The organism is Sorangium sp. So ce381 (assembly GCF_051473845.1).
Taxonomy (GTDB): Bacteria; Myxococcota_A; Polyangia; order Polyangiales; family Polyangiaceae; genus Sorangium; species Sorangium atrum.
On record NZ_CP150336.1, the window covers coordinates 2,557,069 to 2,575,271 of the forward strand.

13 protein-coding genes are annotated in these 18,203 nt (G+C 71.2%); 3 read left to right on the top strand and 10 right to left on the bottom strand.

The genetic code is table 11. From position 1 onward, the window contains the following. Positions 1–17: 17 nt before the first annotated feature. Positions 18–839: a metallophosphoesterase gene (locus WMF29_RS09795; RefSeq protein WP_437328576.1), complete on the top strand. Its 822-nt coding sequence runs from the start codon at positions 18–20 to the stop codon at positions 837–839. A gap of 46 nt (positions 840–885) precedes the next feature. Here the strand turns inward: WMF29_RS09795 and WMF29_RS09800 are convergent, their stop codons facing one another. Next, on the bottom strand, positions 886–1,671 hold the full coding sequence (locus WMF29_RS09800) for a hypothetical protein (RefSeq protein ID WP_437328577.1): 786 nt from the start codon (positions 1,669–1,671) through the stop codon (positions 886–888). 305 nt (positions 1,672–1,976) lie between these two features. Between WMF29_RS09800 and WMF29_RS09805 the strand changes: the two genes are divergently transcribed. Both WMF29_RS09805 and WMF29_RS09810 read left to right on the top strand, forming a co-directional pair. Then, positions 1,977–3,656 carry a glycoside hydrolase family 30 protein gene (locus tag WMF29_RS09805; RefSeq protein WP_437328578.1) on the top strand — a complete coding sequence of 560 codons (1,680 nt, stop codon included), beginning with the start codon at positions 1,977–1,979 and terminating at the stop codon, positions 3,654–3,656. 284 nt (positions 3,657–3,940) lie between these two features. Next, the gene (locus WMF29_RS09810; protein ID WP_437328579.1) at positions 3,941–7,300 is read left to right on the top strand and encodes a hypothetical protein; all 3,360 of its coding nucleotides are present in this window, start codon (positions 3,941–3,943) and stop codon (positions 7,298–7,300) included. Between the two features lie 57 nt (positions 7,301–7,357). On the opposite strand, the gene WMF29_RS09815 is transcribed toward WMF29_RS09810, so the two are convergent. The 9 genes from WMF29_RS09815 to WMF29_RS09855 form a co-directional block, all read right to left on the bottom strand. Next, a complete protein-coding gene (locus WMF29_RS09815) occupies positions 7,358–8,230 on the bottom strand; it encodes a sterol desaturase family protein (RefSeq protein ID WP_437328580.1) in 873 nt (290 codons plus the stop codon). 66 nt (positions 8,231–8,296) lie between these two features. After that, complete coding sequence (locus WMF29_RS09820; RefSeq protein ID WP_437328581.1) at positions 8,297–9,424, bottom strand: 2Fe-2S iron-sulfur cluster-binding protein; 1,128 nt, start codon at positions 9,422–9,424, stop codon at positions 8,297–8,299. Between the two features lie 123 nt (positions 9,425–9,547). Further along, complete coding sequence (locus WMF29_RS09825; RefSeq protein ID WP_437328582.1) at positions 9,548–10,468, bottom strand: LysR family transcriptional regulator; 921 nt, start codon at positions 10,466–10,468, stop codon at positions 9,548–9,550. Between the two features lie 106 nt (positions 10,469–10,574). After that, the gene (locus WMF29_RS09830; protein ID WP_437328583.1) at positions 10,575–13,595 is read right to left on the bottom strand and encodes a carboxypeptidase regulatory-like domain-containing protein; all 3,021 of its coding nucleotides are present in this window, start codon (positions 13,593–13,595) and stop codon (positions 10,575–10,577) included. 180 nt (positions 13,596–13,775) lie between these two features. Then, positions 13,776–14,435 carry a hypothetical protein gene (locus WMF29_RS09835; protein WP_437328584.1) on the bottom strand — a complete coding sequence of 220 codons (660 nt, stop codon included), beginning with the start codon at positions 14,433–14,435 and terminating at the stop codon, positions 13,776–13,778. After that, complete coding sequence (locus tag WMF29_RS09840; protein ID WP_437328585.1) at positions 14,408–14,911, bottom strand: hypothetical protein; 504 nt, start codon at positions 14,909–14,911, stop codon at positions 14,408–14,410. Before WMF29_RS09840 ends, WMF29_RS09835 begins: the two co-directional genes overlap by 28 nt. A gap of 10 nt (positions 14,912–14,921) precedes the next feature. Continuing rightward, complete coding sequence (locus tag WMF29_RS09845; RefSeq protein WP_437328586.1) at positions 14,922–15,635, bottom strand: hypothetical protein; 714 nt, start codon at positions 15,633–15,635, stop codon at positions 14,922–14,924. A gap of 322 nt (positions 15,636–15,957) precedes the next feature. Next, positions 15,958–17,106, bottom strand: coding sequence for a hypothetical protein (locus WMF29_RS09850; RefSeq protein ID WP_437328587.1), 1,149 nt, complete (start codon positions 17,104–17,106; stop codon positions 15,958–15,960). After that, a complete protein-coding gene (locus WMF29_RS09855; RefSeq protein WP_437328588.1) occupies positions 17,103–18,170 on the bottom strand; it encodes a tetratricopeptide repeat protein in 1,068 nt (355 codons plus the stop codon). Before WMF29_RS09855 ends, WMF29_RS09850 begins: the two co-directional genes overlap by 4 nt. Positions 18,171–18,203: the final 33 nt, after the last annotated feature.

Below are 18,203 nucleotides of genomic sequence, written 5' to 3' on the forward strand. Positions count from 1 at the left end.
TTTGCTAAGGTTCCGGGATGGTCCGACCGGTCACCCGCCGAGCCTTCCTCCACGCCAGCTGCTGCGCTGCTGGAATTGCCGCCTTCGATGGGATCGCCATCGAACCTTCGTGGCTCGATGTCGCCGAGCACGATGTCCCGATTCCGCGGCTCCCGGCCGCGCTTCAGGGGTTTCGGATCGCTCACCTCTCCGACATCCACCTGCGCGCGCTCGGCGGTGTGCACGAGAAGGCCATCGACGCCATCCGCAGGCTGGCGCCCGATCTCGTCGTGCTGACCGGCGACTCGATCGAGGGCGAGGGCTCGCTCGGCGCGCTGGAGGAGTTCTGCCGCAGGCTCGCCGCGCCGGGGCGTGAGGTCCTCGCCACCATCGGCAACTGGGAACACTGGGGGCATGTCCCCTTGCAAAGGCTGAGCGAGGTGTACGCGCGCGCCGGAGCCAGGCTCCTCGGGAACGAGTCGGTGCTGCTGAAGCGCGGCCTCTCCGTCGTCGCGACCGACGATTTCTGCAGCGGGAACCACGACCTGCGCGCCGCCCTGACGAACGTGCCATCCGCTCCGGCTCGGCTCTTTCTCACGCACGCGCCCGGCATCTTCGAGGCGCTCTCTCCCGGCGCGCCGCGCTTCGACCTGGGCCTCGCGGGGCATACGCATGGAGGGCAGATCCGAGCGCTCGGAACGGCGGTGTGGGTTCCGCCTGGTTCGGGCCGATTTCGCTCGGGTATGTACGAAACGGCCCATGGCAGGGTGTACGTGAGCCGCGGTGTCGGCACGAGCGTCCTGCCTGTGCGGTTCACATGCCGGCCAGAGCTCCCCGTGTTCCGGCTGATCGCCGGGTGACGTCCTGCCCGACGACGGATGTCCGGGGGGGAGCCGCCGCAGTCCGTCAGTCGCGCTTCGGTTCTGCGGAGAGCGCGTCCAGGCGGCACGCGACCGACAGCGAGAGCCCCACCTCGACGAGCGAGATGGGCCGCTGCTCGATGGCCCCCGGCGGCGCGCAGTCCACGAGCGAGAGCGGCGCAGACGCCGCCTGCGCCGCCTCCGCGAACGACCGAGCCCTCCGGACCCATTGCTCGGTCAGCTGCGCGCGGTGCCCCTCCGGCTCCTTCACCTCGGCCCGAGGCTGCCCGAAGGTGGCCCCGCGCCGCCCGTCCTTCGCGGCCTGGACCGCGGCGCTCACGTCGCGCCGGACCTGCGCCACGGCCGCGGCCAGCCGGCTCCTCGCCCAGAAGTCGAGCTCGGGGGCGAGGCGCACCTCGATCACGCCGTCGACGGCGGCCGATACGGCGTCGCCATCGCTCTCCGCCTTGTCGGTGAAGACCGCGGTGAACGATGCGCCAAGCATCTTCACCGTGGATGCGCCGGCGGTCGCCTCCGTGAGCTGTCGCCCCAGGTCCTCGACCGAAGCCTTCGCCGCGGTGAGGGCGCGCTGCGGATCGGCGTCGGTCTCCTGGAGCGCGAAGCTGAGGACGAGCACGTCGGGGCGGACGACCAGATCGGCCTGGACCGCCCCCCGACTGGGCAACGTCGGCGCGGGCAGCATGCTGGGCATGCTCGCCGACGTGGAGCCCAGGCTCGACGCGTAGGAGGGGGAGAGGGCCGCGCCGGGCGCCGCCCCGGATGCGCCCCCGCAACCGGCCAGGAGGGCGAGGGCGAAAACCGCGGTTCGCATCGGGGGCCGACGCTAACACGCGCATCGAAACCCAGCAATCGTACGGCCGGGTTGGAGCCGCCGTGCACGATCTGGAAGGCGTGCCGCCGTGCCATCCGCGACGTCGGCGCGGGACCTTGGGTACGGGCGGCGTAACGCGAGCGCATGGCGCGTGCGTGCGCCGGGTCATCGACGTGAAGCTTGCCGCCTTTTATCCCACCCGCCCGATCACCGTGGGGCCTTCTGGGCATATAGGACCGCCACTTTCTGACGCCTGCTGCAGGCACCGCCAAGGGGTTGCACTCCTGGGATGGAGGATTTTTGTGATGAACAGGGCACGAGCTTCGACCGTCGGCATATTGCTCGCGTTTCTCTTGGTGGGTTGCGGTTCTTCGAGCGGCCCGGAAGAACCCGAGAGCTCGGGCGGCCCGGGTGCGGGTGCGGGCAGTAGCGGGAGCGGGAGCGGAAACGCGAGCGGGAGCGGAGACGCGAGCGGGAGTGGAGACCCCAGCGGGAGCGGAGACGCGAGCGGGAGCGGCGACGCGAGCGGGAGCGGGACGACAGGCAGCGGCGCGGGGACGGGCGGTTCGGGCGGTGCGGACGGCGATCCGAGCGGAGACGGCGGCGGCGGCTCGTCTTCCGGTACCGGCGGCGGTGAGCCCGACCTGGTCGAGCCCACGTTGATCACCTCGGGCGCGAACGAGTACTGGAAGATCGGGACGCCGACGGAAGTGACGAGCGGCAATGCCGACGTGACCGTCGATGACGCGGCAACGCAGCAGCGATGGGATGGCTTCGGCGGCTCCTTCAACGAGATGGGCTGGAACATGCTCTCGATGCTCAGCGAGTCTGAGCGGCAGCGCGCCATCAAGCTTCTCTTCGACAAGAACGAGGGCGCTGGGTTCGCTTACGGGCGCATCCCCATGGGGGCCAGCGACTATGCGATGGACCGCTATAGCCTCGACGAGAAGAAGGATGATTTCACGATGGAGAGCTTCTCCATCGCGCGGGACAAGGAGAAATTGATCCCGTACATCAAGGCGGCGCTCGCCGTGAGGCCCGGCCTCCACCTCTGGGCCAGCCCCTGGACGCCCCCCACCTGGATGAAGAGCAACGGCGCCTTCGATGGTGGCAAGATGAAGGACGACGCGAACACCCTGAAGGCGCATGCCCTGTACTTCGCGAAGTTCGTGGAGGCGTACGCCGCAGAGGGCATGACCATCGAGGCGGTCCACCCCCAGAACGAGCCGACCTACGAGACGAGGTATCCGAGCTGCGCGTGGACGGGGCAGCTCATGGCCAAGTTCATCGGCACCTACCTCGGGCCGACGTTCGAAGAACGGGGGATCAAGGCTCAGATCTTCCTCGGCACGATGTCCAACGATGCGGCAGACCCGGGGATCCTCAGCGCCGTGACCGGCGATGCCACCGCGATGAAGTACGTCAAGGGCTTCGGGCTGCAGTGGAACATGCGGGGCAGCGCAGCCGGCCTGAAATCGCGCAACCTGCCGATCGTGCAGACGGAGCACCAGTGCGGCAACTACAACTGGAACCCTGCGGGGGCGCCTCCGTACAACCCGAACACGGCAGCGAACGATCACGCCTACGGGCAGGAGAGCTGGGGGCTCATCCGCGACTGGATCAAGGCGGGGGTGAACTCGTACAACGCCTGGAACATGGTGCTGGACCCGGTGGGCAAGAACATCGACTCGCAGCGGCCGTGGCCCCAGAACGCGCTCCTCAACGTGAAAGCCGATACGAAGGAGCTGATACTGACCCCTGCCTACTACGTCTTCCGCCACGTCTCCCAGTACGTCGATCCTGGAGCGATGCGCGTCAACACGACCGGCGGGGACGCGCTGGCCTTCAAGAACCCTGATGGCACCATCGTCACGGTCATCTACAACTCCGGCAGCTCCGCGAAGACGACCACCCTCAGCGTGGCCGGCAAGAAGCTCCAGTTCAGCGTCCCTGCCCGCGGCTGGGCCACCGTCAACTGGAAGTGAGCCGCGCGCGACCCGACCCGGGTTGACCCGTCGCGGCCCGAAGCTGTCGACAGCCTCCCGGGAGAGGTGAAGCTCAAACCGGAGGGTGTCGACAGCCTCCCGGGAGAGGTGAAGCTCAAACCGGAGGGTGTCGACAGCCTGCCGGGAGAGGTGAAACTCAAACCGGAGGGTGTCGACAGCCTCCAGGGAGAGGTGAATCTCAAACCGGAGGGTGTCGACGCTCCGGAGCGTCGCCGCGCTCGGCCTTGCGAGCCTCCGGCCCTGGGGCGCTATGATCGCCCTTCATGGACGCCGCTTCCTTCCTCGCCGAGCTCGAGCCGCAAACGCACCACGACCGTGTCCGCCGCGTGGTGGAGCTGGGCCGCGCCGCCGCGCGCGGCGACGCCGGCGCAAGCGCGCTCCTCGGCGCGCTCTGGAAGAGCGCTCAGCCCTACGAGCGCCTCCTCGCGTTGATGAGCGTCTACGGCTCGGGCGACGGCGCGCGCGTCGCAGCGGCCGTCTCCGACCCGTCCCGCTCCGTGCGGCGGCGCGCAAGCCGCATGGTCGCCCGCTTCTGCGACGACGCGCAGGCGCTCGCGGCGCTGGGCGCCCTCCTCGAGCGGCGCACCCTCCGGCGCACCGTCGCCCAGCTCGCGCGGCGGAAGCGCCAGGCCGCCGTGGACGCCTTCCTCGGCGCGCGCATGCAGGCGGGGCGCGATCCCCTGATCGTGGATCTGCTCCCGTTCGGCTCCGAGGCGCTCGTTTCGGCGCACCGGCGCGCCATCGACGAGGCGGGCGGCCCGAGCTGCCTCGATCGGCTCGGCGTGAGGCACCCCGCGGCCGCGGCGCGCTGGTTCGGGGAGGCGATCGCCCGCTCCCCGTCCCTCGACGTCCGCCAGCGCTACCGCCTCGCGCCGCTGCTCGTCCCGCTCGCCAGGCGCGCGCCCGACGCGGCGCTCCCGCTGATCCAGGCCCTCTTCGAGCGCGGCGAGGAGCCCTCGTTCCTCGCGGGACCGCTGCGCTTGCTGGCCCGATCGCGCCCGGCCGCCACGTTCGACCTCCTCAAGGCGCGCCACGAGAGCGGACGGCCCGCGCGGCCGCCCGGCGCCTTCGAGGTGGTGCGCTTCGACAAGGGCGCGCCCGCCCTCGGCGCCGAGCGCCTCGAGTACCTCATCCGCCACGCCTGGGGCGCGCTGAGCGACGGCAAGCGGGGCCCGCGGTGGTTCCTGCGGCTGCGTCCCGACGACCAGAAGGCGGTCCTGCGGGCCTTCCTGCTCGGAGGGCGAGGGGGCTTCGGCGCCTTCCTGTTCCGCTACGTGAAGGCCGAGTCGGCCGAGGAGCAGGCGCTCCGGGAGCGGGCCTTCGAGCGCTGGTCCTGCGCGGCGCAGGCCGCCGACGGCTCGATCGCGCCCGAGGTGCTCGACGCGCTGCCCCGCGACCTGCGCGAGCGCGAGGCGAGGCGGCACCTCTCGAGCTGCCCGTCGCTCGTCTCGAAGCCGGAGCGGCGGATGAGCTACGCGCGCCTCCTGTCCTTCGCCGAGGCCAAGGAGGTGCTCGCGCCGCTCCTCGGGCACCCGGAGGGCGAAGAGCGGGCGAAGGCGCAGGCGCTGCTCGTCGCGAGCGTCCTGCACGACCGGGGCGCGCTCGCGGACGCCCTCGCGAACGTGCGCGCCCGCAAGTTCGAGCAGGATCCGGTGCGGCGGGCGATGCTCGGCGCCCTCGCCGCGCTGCCCATCGGCCGGTTCGCGCAGGAGCACCTGGAGGCCGCGGGCGCCGTGGCGCAGGACGCGCTCGACGCCGCGGACCTGTCCCACGCCACGGCCTCGGCCGTGGAGCGGCTCGTGGTCCGCCTGTTCCGCATCGACGGGGCGTGGGGGGCGCGCTGGATCGCGAAGATCCTCGCGGTGCGCGGCTCGGTCTCGACGGCGGGGCTCGGAGAGGGGCTGACCCGGGCGGAGGCCGAGCGGCTCAGCCCGGCGCTCGCGCAGCTCGCGGGCGCGTGGTGCACCGGCGAGCGGGCAGGGGCGGTGCTCTCGCTCGCGCAGAGCCTCGGCATCCGCCTCGCCGTGGTCACGCCGCTGCTCGAGGCGCTCGAGCGGCTGTCCCGCGAGCTCCCGTTCGTCGGCGTCGCGGCGGGCGCGCTCGGCCTCCTGCGCGCCCACGACAGGCCGCGGTTCGCGCGGCTCGTGCCCGCGCTGCTGGGCGAGGACAGGAGCTTCGTGCTGATCGGCGCCGTCGCCCGGCACGTGAGCCAGAGGCGCCAGGATCTCCTGGACCCCCTGCTCGACCGGACGCAGCCCATGACCGGCAGGTTCGCCACGGGCAAGACGCGCTGGGTGCTCGATTTCGGCGGGGGCCACGGCCGCTGGACGGCGAGGCAGCAGGAGAGCTACGCCGCCGGCCTCCGCGCGCTGCTCGGCGACGAGACCAGCGACGTCCCCACGCTGCGGTTCGCGATCTCCGCGCTGGTCCGGCTCGCGTACGTCGACGCGTCGGCGATCACCCCGTTCGCCTCCGATCCGAGGCCGCCCCTGCGCGAGATGGCCATCCGGGGCCTGCCGTGGCTCGACGCAGGCCAGGGCGTCCCCGTCCTGATCGAGTGCCTGGGCGACGATCGCGCGCGCTGGGCGATCTACGCGCTCCGGAAGGCCTTCGCCGAGATGTCCCGGGAGCGGGTGCTCGCCGAGCTCCGGGCGGTGCCGACGACGAAGGTGACCGTGGCCAAGGAGGTCGTGCGCCTGCTCGGCGAGCTGGGCGGCGACGACGCCTACCGGGACCTGCTCCGGCTGGACGGCCCGAAGACCCATCGCGACGTGCGGATCGCGCTGCTCCGGGCGCTCTGGGACCACCTGGACAAGCCCGAGACCTGGGACGTGTTCGGCCGCGCCGCCCGGGATCCCGACTGGATCGTGGCCTCGAAGCTCGCGGACATCCCGCTCGGCAGGCTGTCGACCGAGGCCGAGCGGCGCGTGGTGGACCTGCTCGCCGCGATCCTCGGGCGGGCGGAGCCGGAGGCGCGGCTCGACCTGCTGCGGCGCGCCGCGCACCTGCCGCTCCGGGACGACGCGCGGTCGCTCTTCCGCCGGCTGCTCGAGCACATGGCCGCGCCCGCGCCCGAGGAGGCGGCCGAGGCGCTGTCCGCGGCGCTGGCGAGGATGCAGCCGGGGGAGGTCGCGACCGTCGTCCAGCGGCTCGCGGAGCTCTTGCCGAGGCGCCGGCACCTCGTGGCGTTCCTGCCCGCGCTCTCGGCGCGGCTCGGCCCGTACGCCGCGAAGCACCACGTCGCCGTCGGGGAGGGCCTGCTCGCCGCGCTCAAGGCGGACGCCCTGGCCGTGCCCCAGTACCTGGGGCTCGCGGCGCGCCTGCTCCCGTGGAAGGCGCTCGGGCAGGCGCTCGCGGAGCTCGGCCGGCGGGACCTCTTGCACCACGACGCGATGGTCGCGGCGATGTCCGCGGTGCACGGCTGCGTCCACCCGTCGCAGCTCGAGCAGGAGCTCCGCGGGAGCCCCGATCCGCGGCTGCGCCGGCTCGCGCTAGAGGCGCTCGTGCAGGCGGCGTCGCCGAAGAACGGCTGGACCGCGGAGCGGCGCGAGTCGCTGGAGCGCTACCGGAAGGACCCGTCCCCCGCCGTGGCGGGGCCGGCGTCGTTCGTCACGCCGCCGTGAGGGGCGCTCGCCGCGCTGCCGTGAGGCGGCGCGCGGCGGGCGAGCGCCTGGCAGGGCTCATCGCACGACGACAGCGCGGCCGTCGACCGTGGTGATCACCGCCTCCGCCATGGCGAGGTCGGCTGTCGGCGATGTCTGTTCGATCGGGCGGCGGCGATCCGCCCTCTCGTCCTTCTTCGTCGAGCGCACGAACGGCCAGAAGATCTGCTCGGCCCACGGCTCGATCGGCGCGCCCTCGGGCAGCCCGAAGCCCTCCTGGCGCGCGTGCGGGATCATCAGCGTGCCATGGAGCCAGTCGAAGCAGATGAGGGCGGCGCCATAGTTCTTCATGGCATTGCCGTAGCGGCCGACCCCGTGGTGGACCTGGTGCGTGTCGGGAAGCGAGACGATGCGCTCGAGCACCCGCATGACAGGGCGCGTGAAGCGGTTCTGCTGGAGAGGTAGATCCCAGCGGAGATCGCAGTGCTCTATCATCCCGATCAGGGTCCTGAAGGCCGATCCTGCCGCAAAGGCAGCAGGATGGCCGAGCCAGACGACGGCCGGGGCCAGCCACGCGGTCGGCAACAGCAGAAACAATAACCAGTTCTCCCGGTACGTGACGGAGATGTTCAGGTTGCGCGGCACGTGATGCGGCTTGTGGAGACGCCAGAGCCACGGCCATTCATGGCTCTTGCGGTGCAGCCAGTAGGACCCGTATTCGTCGAGGAGCACGTAGAGCGGTAAGGCGAGCCAGAAGCTCACGCCCGCGAGCGCGCCCTCGGAGCGCGGCCAAAGAGCTCCGAGCGCCCAGATCACGGCCCCGGAGGACACGCCGCGTATCAGGAGGGAGGAGGCGAGGGAGAGGAGATTCGCGCCGAGCTCCCGCATGGTGAGCACGCCGGGGCGCCGGTACAGGCCGAACGCGAGCTCCATGGCGGCAAAAAGGGCCATGAAGCCGAGTATGAACAACGTGCTTTTGAGCATGGTAAAAAAACCTTTCGTGCGTCGTGGTCCGGCTCAGACCGCCCGAGAGGCGGCGAGAGCGACCGAGCCACGGTCCAGAAATCTGTCGTAATGCAGGTGCTCCGGAGGGATCCTGCCGCGCAGCAGGTCGAGCGCGGCGTCGATCATCCCGGGCGAGCCGCACAGGTAGGCCGCGCACTCGTCGAGGCTCGCGGCGACCTCGCGGAGGTAGTCGGTGACGTGCCCCTCCCGCCCCGTCCAGCGGGAGCCTTCGGGCTCTTGCGAGAGCACAGGCACGAAGGCAAACCGCCCTCGCCATCGCTCCCTGATCGAGGCGATGGCATCGAGCGCGTAAAGGTCCTTCTGGGTGCGCGCGCCGACGACCAGCGTCACGTCGCGGCCAAGCCCGTCCGAGATCGCTTGCTCGAGGATCGCCTTGATCGGCGCGAGCCCGGTGCCTCCTGCCACGCAGAGGAGCGGCCGCCCGGCCTCGTGGTAGCGGAAGCTGCCGTGTGGCCCCGAGAACCGGATGCGCGCGCCCGTGCGATCGGCCCCGAAGAGCCACTCGGTGAAGGCGCCGCCCGGCACGTGGCGGACATGAAAGAGCGCCCTGCGCGGCGAGGCGCGATCCGGCGCCTCGGCGAACGAGTAGCAGCGCGGCTCGCCGAGCCCCGGGACGCCGGGCACCGTGACCTGTGCGTACTGCCCGGCCACGTAGCGGACCTCCGCGGCGAGGTCGACCTCGAGCGCGAGGACGCTGCGCGCGAGCGGCGTCACGCGCGCGACGCTCGCGTCGATCTGCACCGGCGCTGGACCCGTCGAGCGCCCGCGGCCCATTCCCGGGACCTCGACCGCCACGTCCTCCGACACGGCCAGGCTCTGGCAGGCGAGGACGAAGCCGGCAGAGAGCTCCTCGGGCGCGACGTGGCGCGAGATATCGCTCTTGAGGCGGATATGGCCTCTGATGAGGCGGCACTTGCAGGTGCCGCACTCGCCCACGTTGCACATGTGTGGAAACGAAATGTTCCCGCGCACGGCTGCGCTGAGCAGCGTTTCCCCGGCCTCGATACGGGCCGCGCGATCGCTGCCCAGGACATGGAGTGTGCCGGCTCGACCGCGCGTCCGACCGCCGAATGAGATAGCCTTCACGATGTTATGTTTCCCTCTCGTACGCGGCTTCATGGGGGCGGCCCCCCCGAAAAGCCCAATCAAGAAATGGTATGAGGCAGATTGCCGGCGTGAATATTCCGCCGAATCCACGGCCGCCCGTCTCCCTCTGGGTCGAGCTCGCCCGCCTTGGACGCGTCAGATGCGGCTGCAGAGCTCGATGAGGGATCGCCGCAGCCACTCGTGGGCCGGGTCGCCGTCCTGACAGGCATGCCACATCATGAACAGCGGGATCGGCTGGATGGGGAGCGGACAGCTCACCACCCGCACGGGGAAGTGCTGCTCGAACAGCCGCGCCAGGGGGAGCGGCAACGTGCAGACGAGGTTCGACTGCGAGACGATGAACGGCATCGAGAGATAGCGGGGGACCTGCGCCCGCACGCACCGCGATCGCCCGACGAGGGCCTGAATTTGCTCTGCCAGGTTGGTCTGGCCCTCGCGCGGCTCGATGATGACGTGCTCGAGCGCCATGTACTCGTCGAGGGTCAGCGAGGGGCCCACAGTCGGATGATCCTGGCGCACCAGCGAGACGAGCTCGACGTCGAGCACGCGCGTTCGCCGGAACTCCTCGCCCGGGATGACGATGTGATCCAGGACGAGCTCGACCTTGCCGAGCCGCATCTCGTTCTGCAGCGAGGCCCCGGGCTCGCGGCAGATATCGAGCCGGACGCGGGCGCCGAGCTGCTCGAGCCACTGCAGAAAACGAGGCAAGAGGATGGCCTCTCCGAGGTCGCTGATCCCCAGCCTGAAGGTGTGGCTCGCCGTGCAATCGAAGGCGCCAGTGTGGGCGAATGAGGTATGGATCAGGTCGAGCGCCTTGCGGATCGGGCCGGCGAGCGCGAGGGCGCGCGGCGTCGGGGCCATCTCCTTGCCGCGACGCACGAAGAGATCGTCGTTGAACAGGAGCCGCAGCCGGCCGAGGGCGCTGCTCACGGCCGGCTGCGTCATGCCGAGTCGCTCGGCCGCTCGCGTCACGTTGCGCTCGGTGAGCACGACGTCCAGCACCGTGAGCAGGTTCAGGTCCACGGCGCGCAGGCGCGGCAGCGGCGGTGCGTTCATGCGGGAAGGGTAGCGCCGCCCCGACGCCCGCCGCCGAGAGCCCGAGCGGCGGGCTCTTCAAGGCGCCCGCCGTAAGAGGTAGCGGCCGGCGCCTACGGTGCGGCGCCTACGGTGGCCCGGGCGCGGCTTCGATGCCGCCTGGCCCGACGCCCGGGGGTGGCGGCACCGCCGCGGCCACGAGGGCCACGCTCGCCCCGCGCGAGAGCCCGAGGGTCACCCGGGTCCCCGCAGGCACGCGGATCAGCGTCCCAACCAGATACCCCAGCTTGCCGCTGACATCGTGGCCGTCCACCGAGACGATCACGTCCCCCGCCTGCAGGCCCGCTGCGGCGGCCGGACCGCCGGGGCGCACCTCGATCACCTTGTACGGCCGCATGGCCATCTCCATCGGCGACTGGGGCGGCTCGACCGTGAACCCGAGATCGCCGGGAGGCTCGTCCTGCTTCACCCGGCGCTTCGCCATGAGCAACCGCCCGACGTCGGTCTCCGCGCCCGGCTCCACATCGACCGGGATCATCGCCGCGTCGAACGCCGAGCTCATCGGATCCGCGGGCATGAGCATGAGCACGAGGGGACCTCTGGGGACACGATCGAGGTGAAAATGACCCGCACCGTCCGTGACCTCGCGTTGCTGCACCGGAGAGGGCGCGATTCCGCCGGCGCGCGGGTACGCGTGCACGGTCACCCCGGCCATGGGCGCGCCGTCCTCCAGGGCCACCACCTGACCCCGGATGGCGACGCGCCCGGCGAGCGTGAGCACCACCCCGCTCCGCTGCTCTCCCTGCCCGAGCGTCACCTCGCCCGTGGCCGTCCCCTCCGGGGCGTCGGCTGCGATATCGTACTTGCCCGCCGGCAGATCGCTCATCGTCCAGGCCCCGTCCGTGAACGAGAAGGACTCGCTCCGGAAGAACGGCGCTTCGCGGCCCGTGACGCGGATCGTGAACTGATCGGGCGGCGCGCCGCCGGGGCGGGAGACAGCGCCGGAGACGGTGCCTGTCTCCTGGATCGTGAGCGTCACGGTGTCGCCGATATGGACGTGCTCGACGGCGGCGCGGCCTCCTCCGCGGCGCTGCGCCTGGACCGTGTACGTGCCCCGGCCCAGGTTCCCGATCACGAACTCTCCGTCGGGATCGGTGAGCACCGGCGCGTAGGGCCCCATGCTCTCCAGCGGCGGGGGCGGAGCGGCCGGGGCGCCCCGCTCTCCCGCGCCCTCGGGCTCCCGCTGAACATTGACGAACGCGTCCGCCACCGGCCTGCCGCTCCCGTCGATGACGCGCCCGTGGATCTCGCCGTTCTGGCGCTCCACGACCAGGCTCACGCGCGCGGCCGCTCCTGCCTTCACGTTCACGGCGACCCCGGGGTCGCCGTCGCCGACCTGACCTGGCGCCCTCATGGGCATACCCCCCTGCATGGCCCAGATCCGATACGCACCCGGCGCGACCCCCTTGATCACGAATGTCCCGTCCGCGAGGGACTTTCTCGGAGGGCCGTTCCACCCGGGCTGCTGCGCGCTCAGCATGACGTCCGCGCCCGCAACGGGGCGGCGGTCCTCGTCGGTCACGGTGCCCTCGACGCTGCCCCCGTTATCCATCACGAGGGTGATCTCGGGAGTGCGCTCATCGACGAGCTCGACCAAAGCCGGTTCGGGCGGAATGTGATCGTTCGAGTGCGCCATGACCCTGTGCTTGCCGGGGAGGAGCCCCCGGAGCACGAAGCGGCCGTCGTCGTCGCTCTGCCCGACGGAGCCGGGCGACATCGGCTGCATCCCCCCCATGTCGGTCGGGCTCGCGTGGACCATGGCGCGCACGGGCTTGTCCTCGCGGTCCACCACCCGGCCGCGGAGCGACAGCCCGGCGCGGACGGTCCACACGAGGCCCTCGACGTCCGCCTCGCCGACCTCCACGGCGGGGTAGGTCGGCTCCGACGCGTGATCCTGGCAGAGCACCATCACCTGGTACGAGCCGGGCAGCACGCCCTCGAAGCGCGCTGAACCGTCGGCCCCGAGGACAGCGGGGAGCCAGCCGCTCCCTTCGTGAAACAGGGTGACGGAGCCGCTCGCGCAGGGCCCGCCCCCGGGCGCGACCTCCACGCGGCCGGCCACGCTGCTGGCGGGGTGCATCTCGATCACCACCTCGCTCGAGGTCTGACCGATCCCGAGCACCACGCTCGCGCGCGCCTGGCCATAGCCGCCCGCGGCGCGCGCCGTGGGCTTGTACCGCCCGGGCGCCAGGCCTGGGATGCGGAAGCGCCCCTCCGCGTCGCTCGACGCGGGTTTCACCTCCCCGGGACCCCACCTCTGCTCCATGCCGGGACTGATCTTCGCGCCGGCGATCGGCTCGCCCGACCCTGCCTCGACGACCCGCCCCTCGATGACCGAGCCGGGCGTCAGCAAGATCTCGAGCGGCGGCCCTGGCGCCATGCCGTGCTGCGACCCCTCGGCGTACCCGTCGGCGGTGGCGCGCGCCAGGTAGTATCCCTCCTCGGTCCACGCGGAGAAGGAGCCCTCTGCATCGGAGCGGGTCACCGCGGCGCCCGGGTGCGACCCCAGGAAGCCATGAATCATGACGAGCGCCCCGGCGATGGGCCCGCCGCTGACGTCCTTGACGTGGCCCCGGACTTCGACGCCGCCGCGGACGAGCGTCAGATCGACGCCGGTGCGCGCCTCTCCCTGGCGGAGATCGAGCCAGCCGGCGCGGTCCGGGGCAGGGGAGGTGTAGCCCGCGGGGCGGTGGCCCGGCGCCGAGGCGAAGATGGTGAGGCGCGCGGGGGAGAGATCCGCGATCTGGTAGCGGCCGTCCTCTCCTGCGGGCGCGCATGTCGGCTCGCCCAGATCGAACGGCGTCAGGCCGCCCGCGCCGCCGCTCGCGCTGGCGCACACCAGCGCTCCGGCGACGGGCGTGCCGGCCGCATTGGCGACCCGTCCCGAGATGCTCCCGAGCTGCGGGGGCGGCGCGTCCCTCGCGCGGAGGCGCCGCGCTTCCCGCGTCGAAGCGGCGCTCGCCGGAGGCGCGGGGCCGTCCGCCGGCGCCTCTCCGGCGCGGAGCCACAACAAGAGGCCCAGGATCCCCGCCGCCGCCAGCACGAGCACGACAAGGGGTAGCCACCGTCTCGCTTCCGCTCTCTTCATGGCCTGACAGCCCCTCCTTCGTCCGTCGCCCCCTGCCGCCGGGATTACTAATCCATCCCGTGCGCGCGCGGCGGGGCCTCGTCGTGGGTAGCAGGATGACGGCGCGTTGGACCCTCGGGCACGCGGCGCCGCGGCAGGGCCGGCGTCGTTCGTCATGCCGCCGTGAGGCGGCGCGCGGCGCTACGGCGAGCTCGAAGCGGCATCTCCCTCGAATCGGTCCCATCCCTCGGTGGGTTCGGGTATGCCGAGCGCGTCGAGCACGTCGCGCGCATTCTTCTGGATCGCGGCTGGCACGGTCGCGGCAGGTGTCCAGGCGGCGAAGAGATCGCGGAGCTTGAGCGCGTAGGGTTCTGCCTTGATCGTGGCTTGATTCCCATCATCGTGGGGAGAACGCTTCGCCTCCGCAACCACCTCGAGATAGGCATCGATGCACTGGAGCATCTCCTCTCGGCTTGGAAGGCTCTTCGCGGTGGCGATGACCCGGGGCGCAGCGAAGGCGGACATCGTGTTGGCGAACCCTGCGATCACCATGGCATGCTTGCGCGTACGGTCCATCATGGCCTGAATCTGCGCGGGATCGGTGCCCGCGAGCGCCTCCTGGCCCGCTCCGCTGGCGGCTTTGCCGTCTCGGGGGTCGATCCCATCTCCCGAGTCGGCCGCGCTGCGCGATTCGGCCGGCTCGGCCGGGGCCGGCGAGCTGCCGCCAGGGGGCGCGCAGCCTCCCGCGAGCGCAGACAGGGCAGCGGACAGCGCGGCGGCGCCGGCGAGTTTCATCGAATGCGTGGTCGACATGGAGGGCTCCTGGTTTGGAGTCAACGATTCGAGCGCTTCGGCGGCCATTGGCCCTTTAGGGTGGCGGGCACGCCTTCGGGCCAGAGGAGCGAGTCCTCGAATTTGACCCCGTCTTCCTCCGGGTCTTCAAATGCGTCCCAACCGCACGCGGGCGCCTTGATGCCTTCATGTTCGATGAGAGCCCGGGAAATGTCCACGATCTCCTGGGTTAACTCAGGCTGTGTCCAAACCTCGAAGAGCTCGCGCAAGCGCGTCGCGAGCGGCAGGCGGCGTTCGTAGTGTACGGGCTGAAACTGTGGCGCCGCGACGCGAACGCCCTTCTTTACATAGGAGATGTAAATGTCCAGCTGGCGCAGGATATGCTCGCGGGGAGGCACGCGGCCAAACGTTCTGTAGACCCGCGGCGAGGCGAAGGCCCACAACCAATAGGTGACGTTGATGACGTCGGCCATGTCTTCGACGACTTCTCTACCATCGCCGCTCGTGAGTGTTAGTGTGTTCCCGTCCTCGAAGGTGACCTTCATCGCTCTCTGCTCACCAGTAGGTACAATGCGTATCGCCGGGCCCCCAGAGGCGTGAGACCAAGATGAATGCTCCAGCGACATGGCTGCCGTTCTTGAGGCAACCGTAGACGCACACGGACTTGAAAGCCATGTTCCCGAGCTCCCATGGGCACCACGGACATGAACCTTTGCTACAATATGTTACCATGCAGAATGCCTGTTCGCCGTTGCTCAATGGGCATTCGGTCGTCTGCGGGCAGGCATACGGCTCGTTGAAGCACGCGAAGTCAGGGTAGATCCCGTCCGTCGCGGCTAACGTGACGGCATCCGGCGTTTCCATCCAGGTGTGTGCCGCATCCCATCCTACCGGTGCATATTGCTCGGTCAGTGATTCTATCGCCGCTTCGTCGATGGCCGCTGGATCGAGCACCTGGGATTCGACGAGGCTCGCGACCATCACCGCCGCATAGGAGGTCGCCATGGTCTTGAGAGCGAGCTCTTGGGGGTCGACGTTCAGCAGCTCTTCGTATGCCTGTTCCTCCGGGGACAGCGGCTCGTCGTCGACGTCATCGGCCTCCGGGCCGCCGCCTGGCTCACTGTCCTCGTCAGGGCGCTCCGCCGGCTCGTGCTCCGCGGGCTCGTCTCGATCCGCCGGTCGGAGGTGGATGGTGCATGCTGGGACCAGCACGGCAAGGATCCCCCCCGTCAACACCAGCGCGAGCGCTCGACGCGTCCACACCTGCATGTCGCCTCCTCGGTGCGGCGGACTCTATCGAGGCTCGCGGAGCGCGTCCATGGACGCTCCTCCCGACCGACGTGTCAGGGTTCTCCTGAATCTCCACCCCGCTTCGTCGCGGATCGGCGTGAACTATGGGAACCGCCGTCATTCTCGGCCTCCACGAATGGAGGCGCCCTCGCACATCAGCGCGTTGCCGACGGAGGGCCCGAGGGCGCCCCCTTCGCTCAGAGCACGTCCGTTTGCGTCGTCGAGGGCGTGTCGAGCGGCACGACCCATCTCCGAAACCGCCGACATGCCCTCCCGAATGCGAGGGGCCACCGCGCCCCCATCACGGGCAGGCGGTCCCGTCGGCCAGCGCCGCGCACTCGTCCGGGTTCTCGAACGCGCGGCTCACGTGGAGCAGCCGGCAAGAGACCGTGTCGCCGCCCTCGGCGCTCGCCACGGAGTAGTGGGAATCATGGGCGGCTCCCGCCATCGTGCTGCACTCGCTCTGGCACGCCGCGCCCCAGCCCTCGTACGCCTCGCCGAGGGCCTCCTTGCAGGCCGCCTCGAACAGCGTGCAGTACGACACGCAGTTGCCTGTCACGCCCGAGCCCGGCTCCTCGACCCCGCAATGGCCGTCTCCGCCCGGCCCCGTGTGCGGGCAGTGGGTCGTCGGCGCCAGCATGGCGCTGTAAGCGTGGTACTTGCGGCAGCCCACGGTGTTCTCGGTCCGGTCCTCCGCCCCGCCGGGAGGGAGCGCCGCGCAGACCGCGAGGCACTGCGCTCTCGACTCGTAGACGGCCAATTCCCCCGTGCACGACGTCATGACCACCTGGCAGAAATCCTCGCAGCTCGGCTCGGTCCCGTCCGGATCGGCGCAGGGCTGCACGGGCGTCAGGCTCGCGTGCGGGCAGTGCTCCTCGGGGTCCACCGTCGCGGAGCTCACGTGCACGAGGCGGCACTGCAGCGTGTCGCCTTCGTGGTTCTCGATGACGTCGAACATGTCCACGTCCTTGAGCCCCGCGCACATGGCGACGCAGTCCTCCTCCGTGGGGACCTCGAGCGTGCACGCCGCGGCCCGCAGCGCGCAGTAGCTCTCGCAGTTGCTCCCGCACTCGCCGCCGCCCCCCGGGCCGGCCGCTGGACAGTGCACCTCGACCTCGCCGGTGGCCCCCGCCAGCTCCGCCTGGCGGGCGCGGCACGCGACCGTGTTGTCCACGGGCTCCAGGGGATCGCCCTCGGGGAGCAGCGCGCACACGCCCTGGCACGTCGCCAGCGTGGCATAGACCTGGTGCTCTCCCGTGCAGTTCGCCATCACGTCGGCGCAGTACGACGCGCATTGCTCGCTCACAGGCGCCTGCCCGCCCCCCGTGTCCGCGCCGCCCGGGTCGAAGGTGCGGTCCTCGATGCCGGCGATGGCCTGGCAGCCGAGCCACGCGAGGCTCGAGAGCGGGGCGAGCAGGGCGAGCGACAGGAGCCCTGTCATGCGTCTCATTCGAACGTACCTCCCACGCGCAACCCGACGTTGCGCGCGTCCACGAATGCTCCCACCTGGACGGGCGGGGTCTGCCTCGGCGCGACGACGAACACGAGGACGGCGCCGCCGATCGCCGCCGCCGCGCCGAGCCCGAACGCGACGTTCGACACGGTGGCGGCGCTCTTGGCCTCCTCGGTCAGCGTGACGCCGCGCTCGTCCTCGCACGTGCTGCCGCCCTTGCAGTAGCCCTCCGCGTCGCTGTTCTTCGAGATGGCCTTCACGCCGAAGAACGTCCCGACGCCGAGCCCCACGACGCCCGCGCCGCCCACGACGAGGCCGATCAAGCGCGTCGTGTTGCCCGCGGACGCCGCCGGCGCCGGCGCCGGCGCAGGGGCGCCGCGCGCCGGCGCGGGGCCTGTCCCCTGGGCGGGCGGCGCCGCGAGGGGCGCAGGCGGCGGCCCCTCGAGCCGCTCGAGCGCCGGGACATCGACGCTCGCTGGGCCCTTGTTGTCGCCCCCGAGCTTCACGGTCGTCGTCCAGGTCTCGTGGCCCGGGGCGCTCGCCTCGATCGCGATCTCGCCCGGATCCACGGGGAGCGCGACGCCGAAGACCGCAGGATCGACCGCCTTCCCGGCGGAGCGCACCTTGAACCCCTCGATCGCGAGGTTCTCGGCCGCGACGCCGATGCTCAGCTTCGACAGGCCCGGCTCCAGCCGGGCCGCCCTCGCCTGCGCCTTGCGGGCGCGGTCGGCTTGCCCCGCGGCCTGCGACTCCGACATGGCCTGCCGGAACGTGGCCCAGGCGCTCGCCGTGCGGCCGGTGTTCTCGTAACACTCGGCCAGGTAGAGGAGCGTGCCGATGCCCGGATCGATGCGCTGGCTCTGCTCCAGCCTCGGGCACGCCTCCGCGCTGCGCCCCTGCTTCATCAGGTCGAGCGCCGCGTCGAAGAGCGCCTCCGCCGCCGCCTTGTCGGCGGCGCTCGGCTCCGCCCGCGCGGGGAGGCCCCCGGAGATCAACGCCGCGCACAGGCCCAGGCCGACGCAGTGTGCGATGCTTCGCTGACGACGTTTCAACCGCCTCATACGTCCCGTGTTCTCCTCCAAGCTGGCCACGGC

Excerpts from the sequence above, each read along its gene's own strand:
- WMF29_RS09835 (WP_437328584.1), bottom strand. The coding sequence starts at position 14,435 with ATGGCCGCCGAAGCGCTCGAATCGTTGACTCCAAACCAGGAGCCCTCC.
- WMF29_RS09815 (WP_437328580.1), bottom strand. The coding sequence starts at position 8,230 with ATGGCCCTTTTTGCCGCCATGGAGCTCGCGTTCGGCCTGTACCGGCGC.
- WMF29_RS09850 (WP_437328587.1), bottom strand. The coding sequence starts at position 17,106 with ATGAGACGCATGACAGGGCTCCTGTCGCTCGCCCTGCTCGCCCCGCTC.
- WMF29_RS09810 (WP_437328579.1), top strand. The coding sequence starts at position 3,941 with ATGGACGCCGCTTCCTTCCTCGCCGAGCTCGAGCCGCAAACGCACCAC.
- WMF29_RS09855 (WP_437328588.1), bottom strand. The coding sequence starts at position 18,170 with ATGAGGCGGTTGAAACGTCGTCAGCGAAGCATCGCACACTGCGTCGGC.
- WMF29_RS09830 (WP_437328583.1), bottom strand. The coding sequence starts at position 13,595 with ATGAAGAGAGCGGAAGCGAGACGGTGGCTACCCCTTGTCGTGCTCGTG.
- WMF29_RS09825 (WP_437328582.1), bottom strand. The coding sequence starts at position 10,468 with ATGAACGCACCGCCGCTGCCGCGCCTGCGCGCCGTGGACCTGAACCTG.
- WMF29_RS09805 (WP_437328578.1), top strand. The coding sequence starts at position 1,977 with ATGAACAGGGCACGAGCTTCGACCGTCGGCATATTGCTCGCGTTTCTC.
- WMF29_RS09800 (WP_437328577.1), bottom strand. The coding sequence starts at position 1,671 with ATGCGAACCGCGGTTTTCGCCCTCGCCCTCCTGGCCGGTTGCGGGGGC.
- WMF29_RS09840 (WP_437328585.1), bottom strand. The coding sequence starts at position 14,911 with ATGAAGGTCACCTTCGAGGACGGGAACACACTAACACTCACGAGCGGC.
- WMF29_RS09795 (WP_437328576.1), top strand. The coding sequence starts at position 18 with ATGGTCCGACCGGTCACCCGCCGAGCCTTCCTCCACGCCAGCTGCTGC.
- WMF29_RS09845 (WP_437328586.1), bottom strand. The coding sequence starts at position 15,635 with ATGCAGGTGTGGACGCGTCGAGCGCTCGCGCTGGTGTTGACGGGGGGG.
- WMF29_RS09820 (WP_437328581.1), bottom strand. The coding sequence starts at position 9,424 with ATGAAGCCGCGTACGAGAGGGAAACATAACATCGTGAAGGCTATCTCA.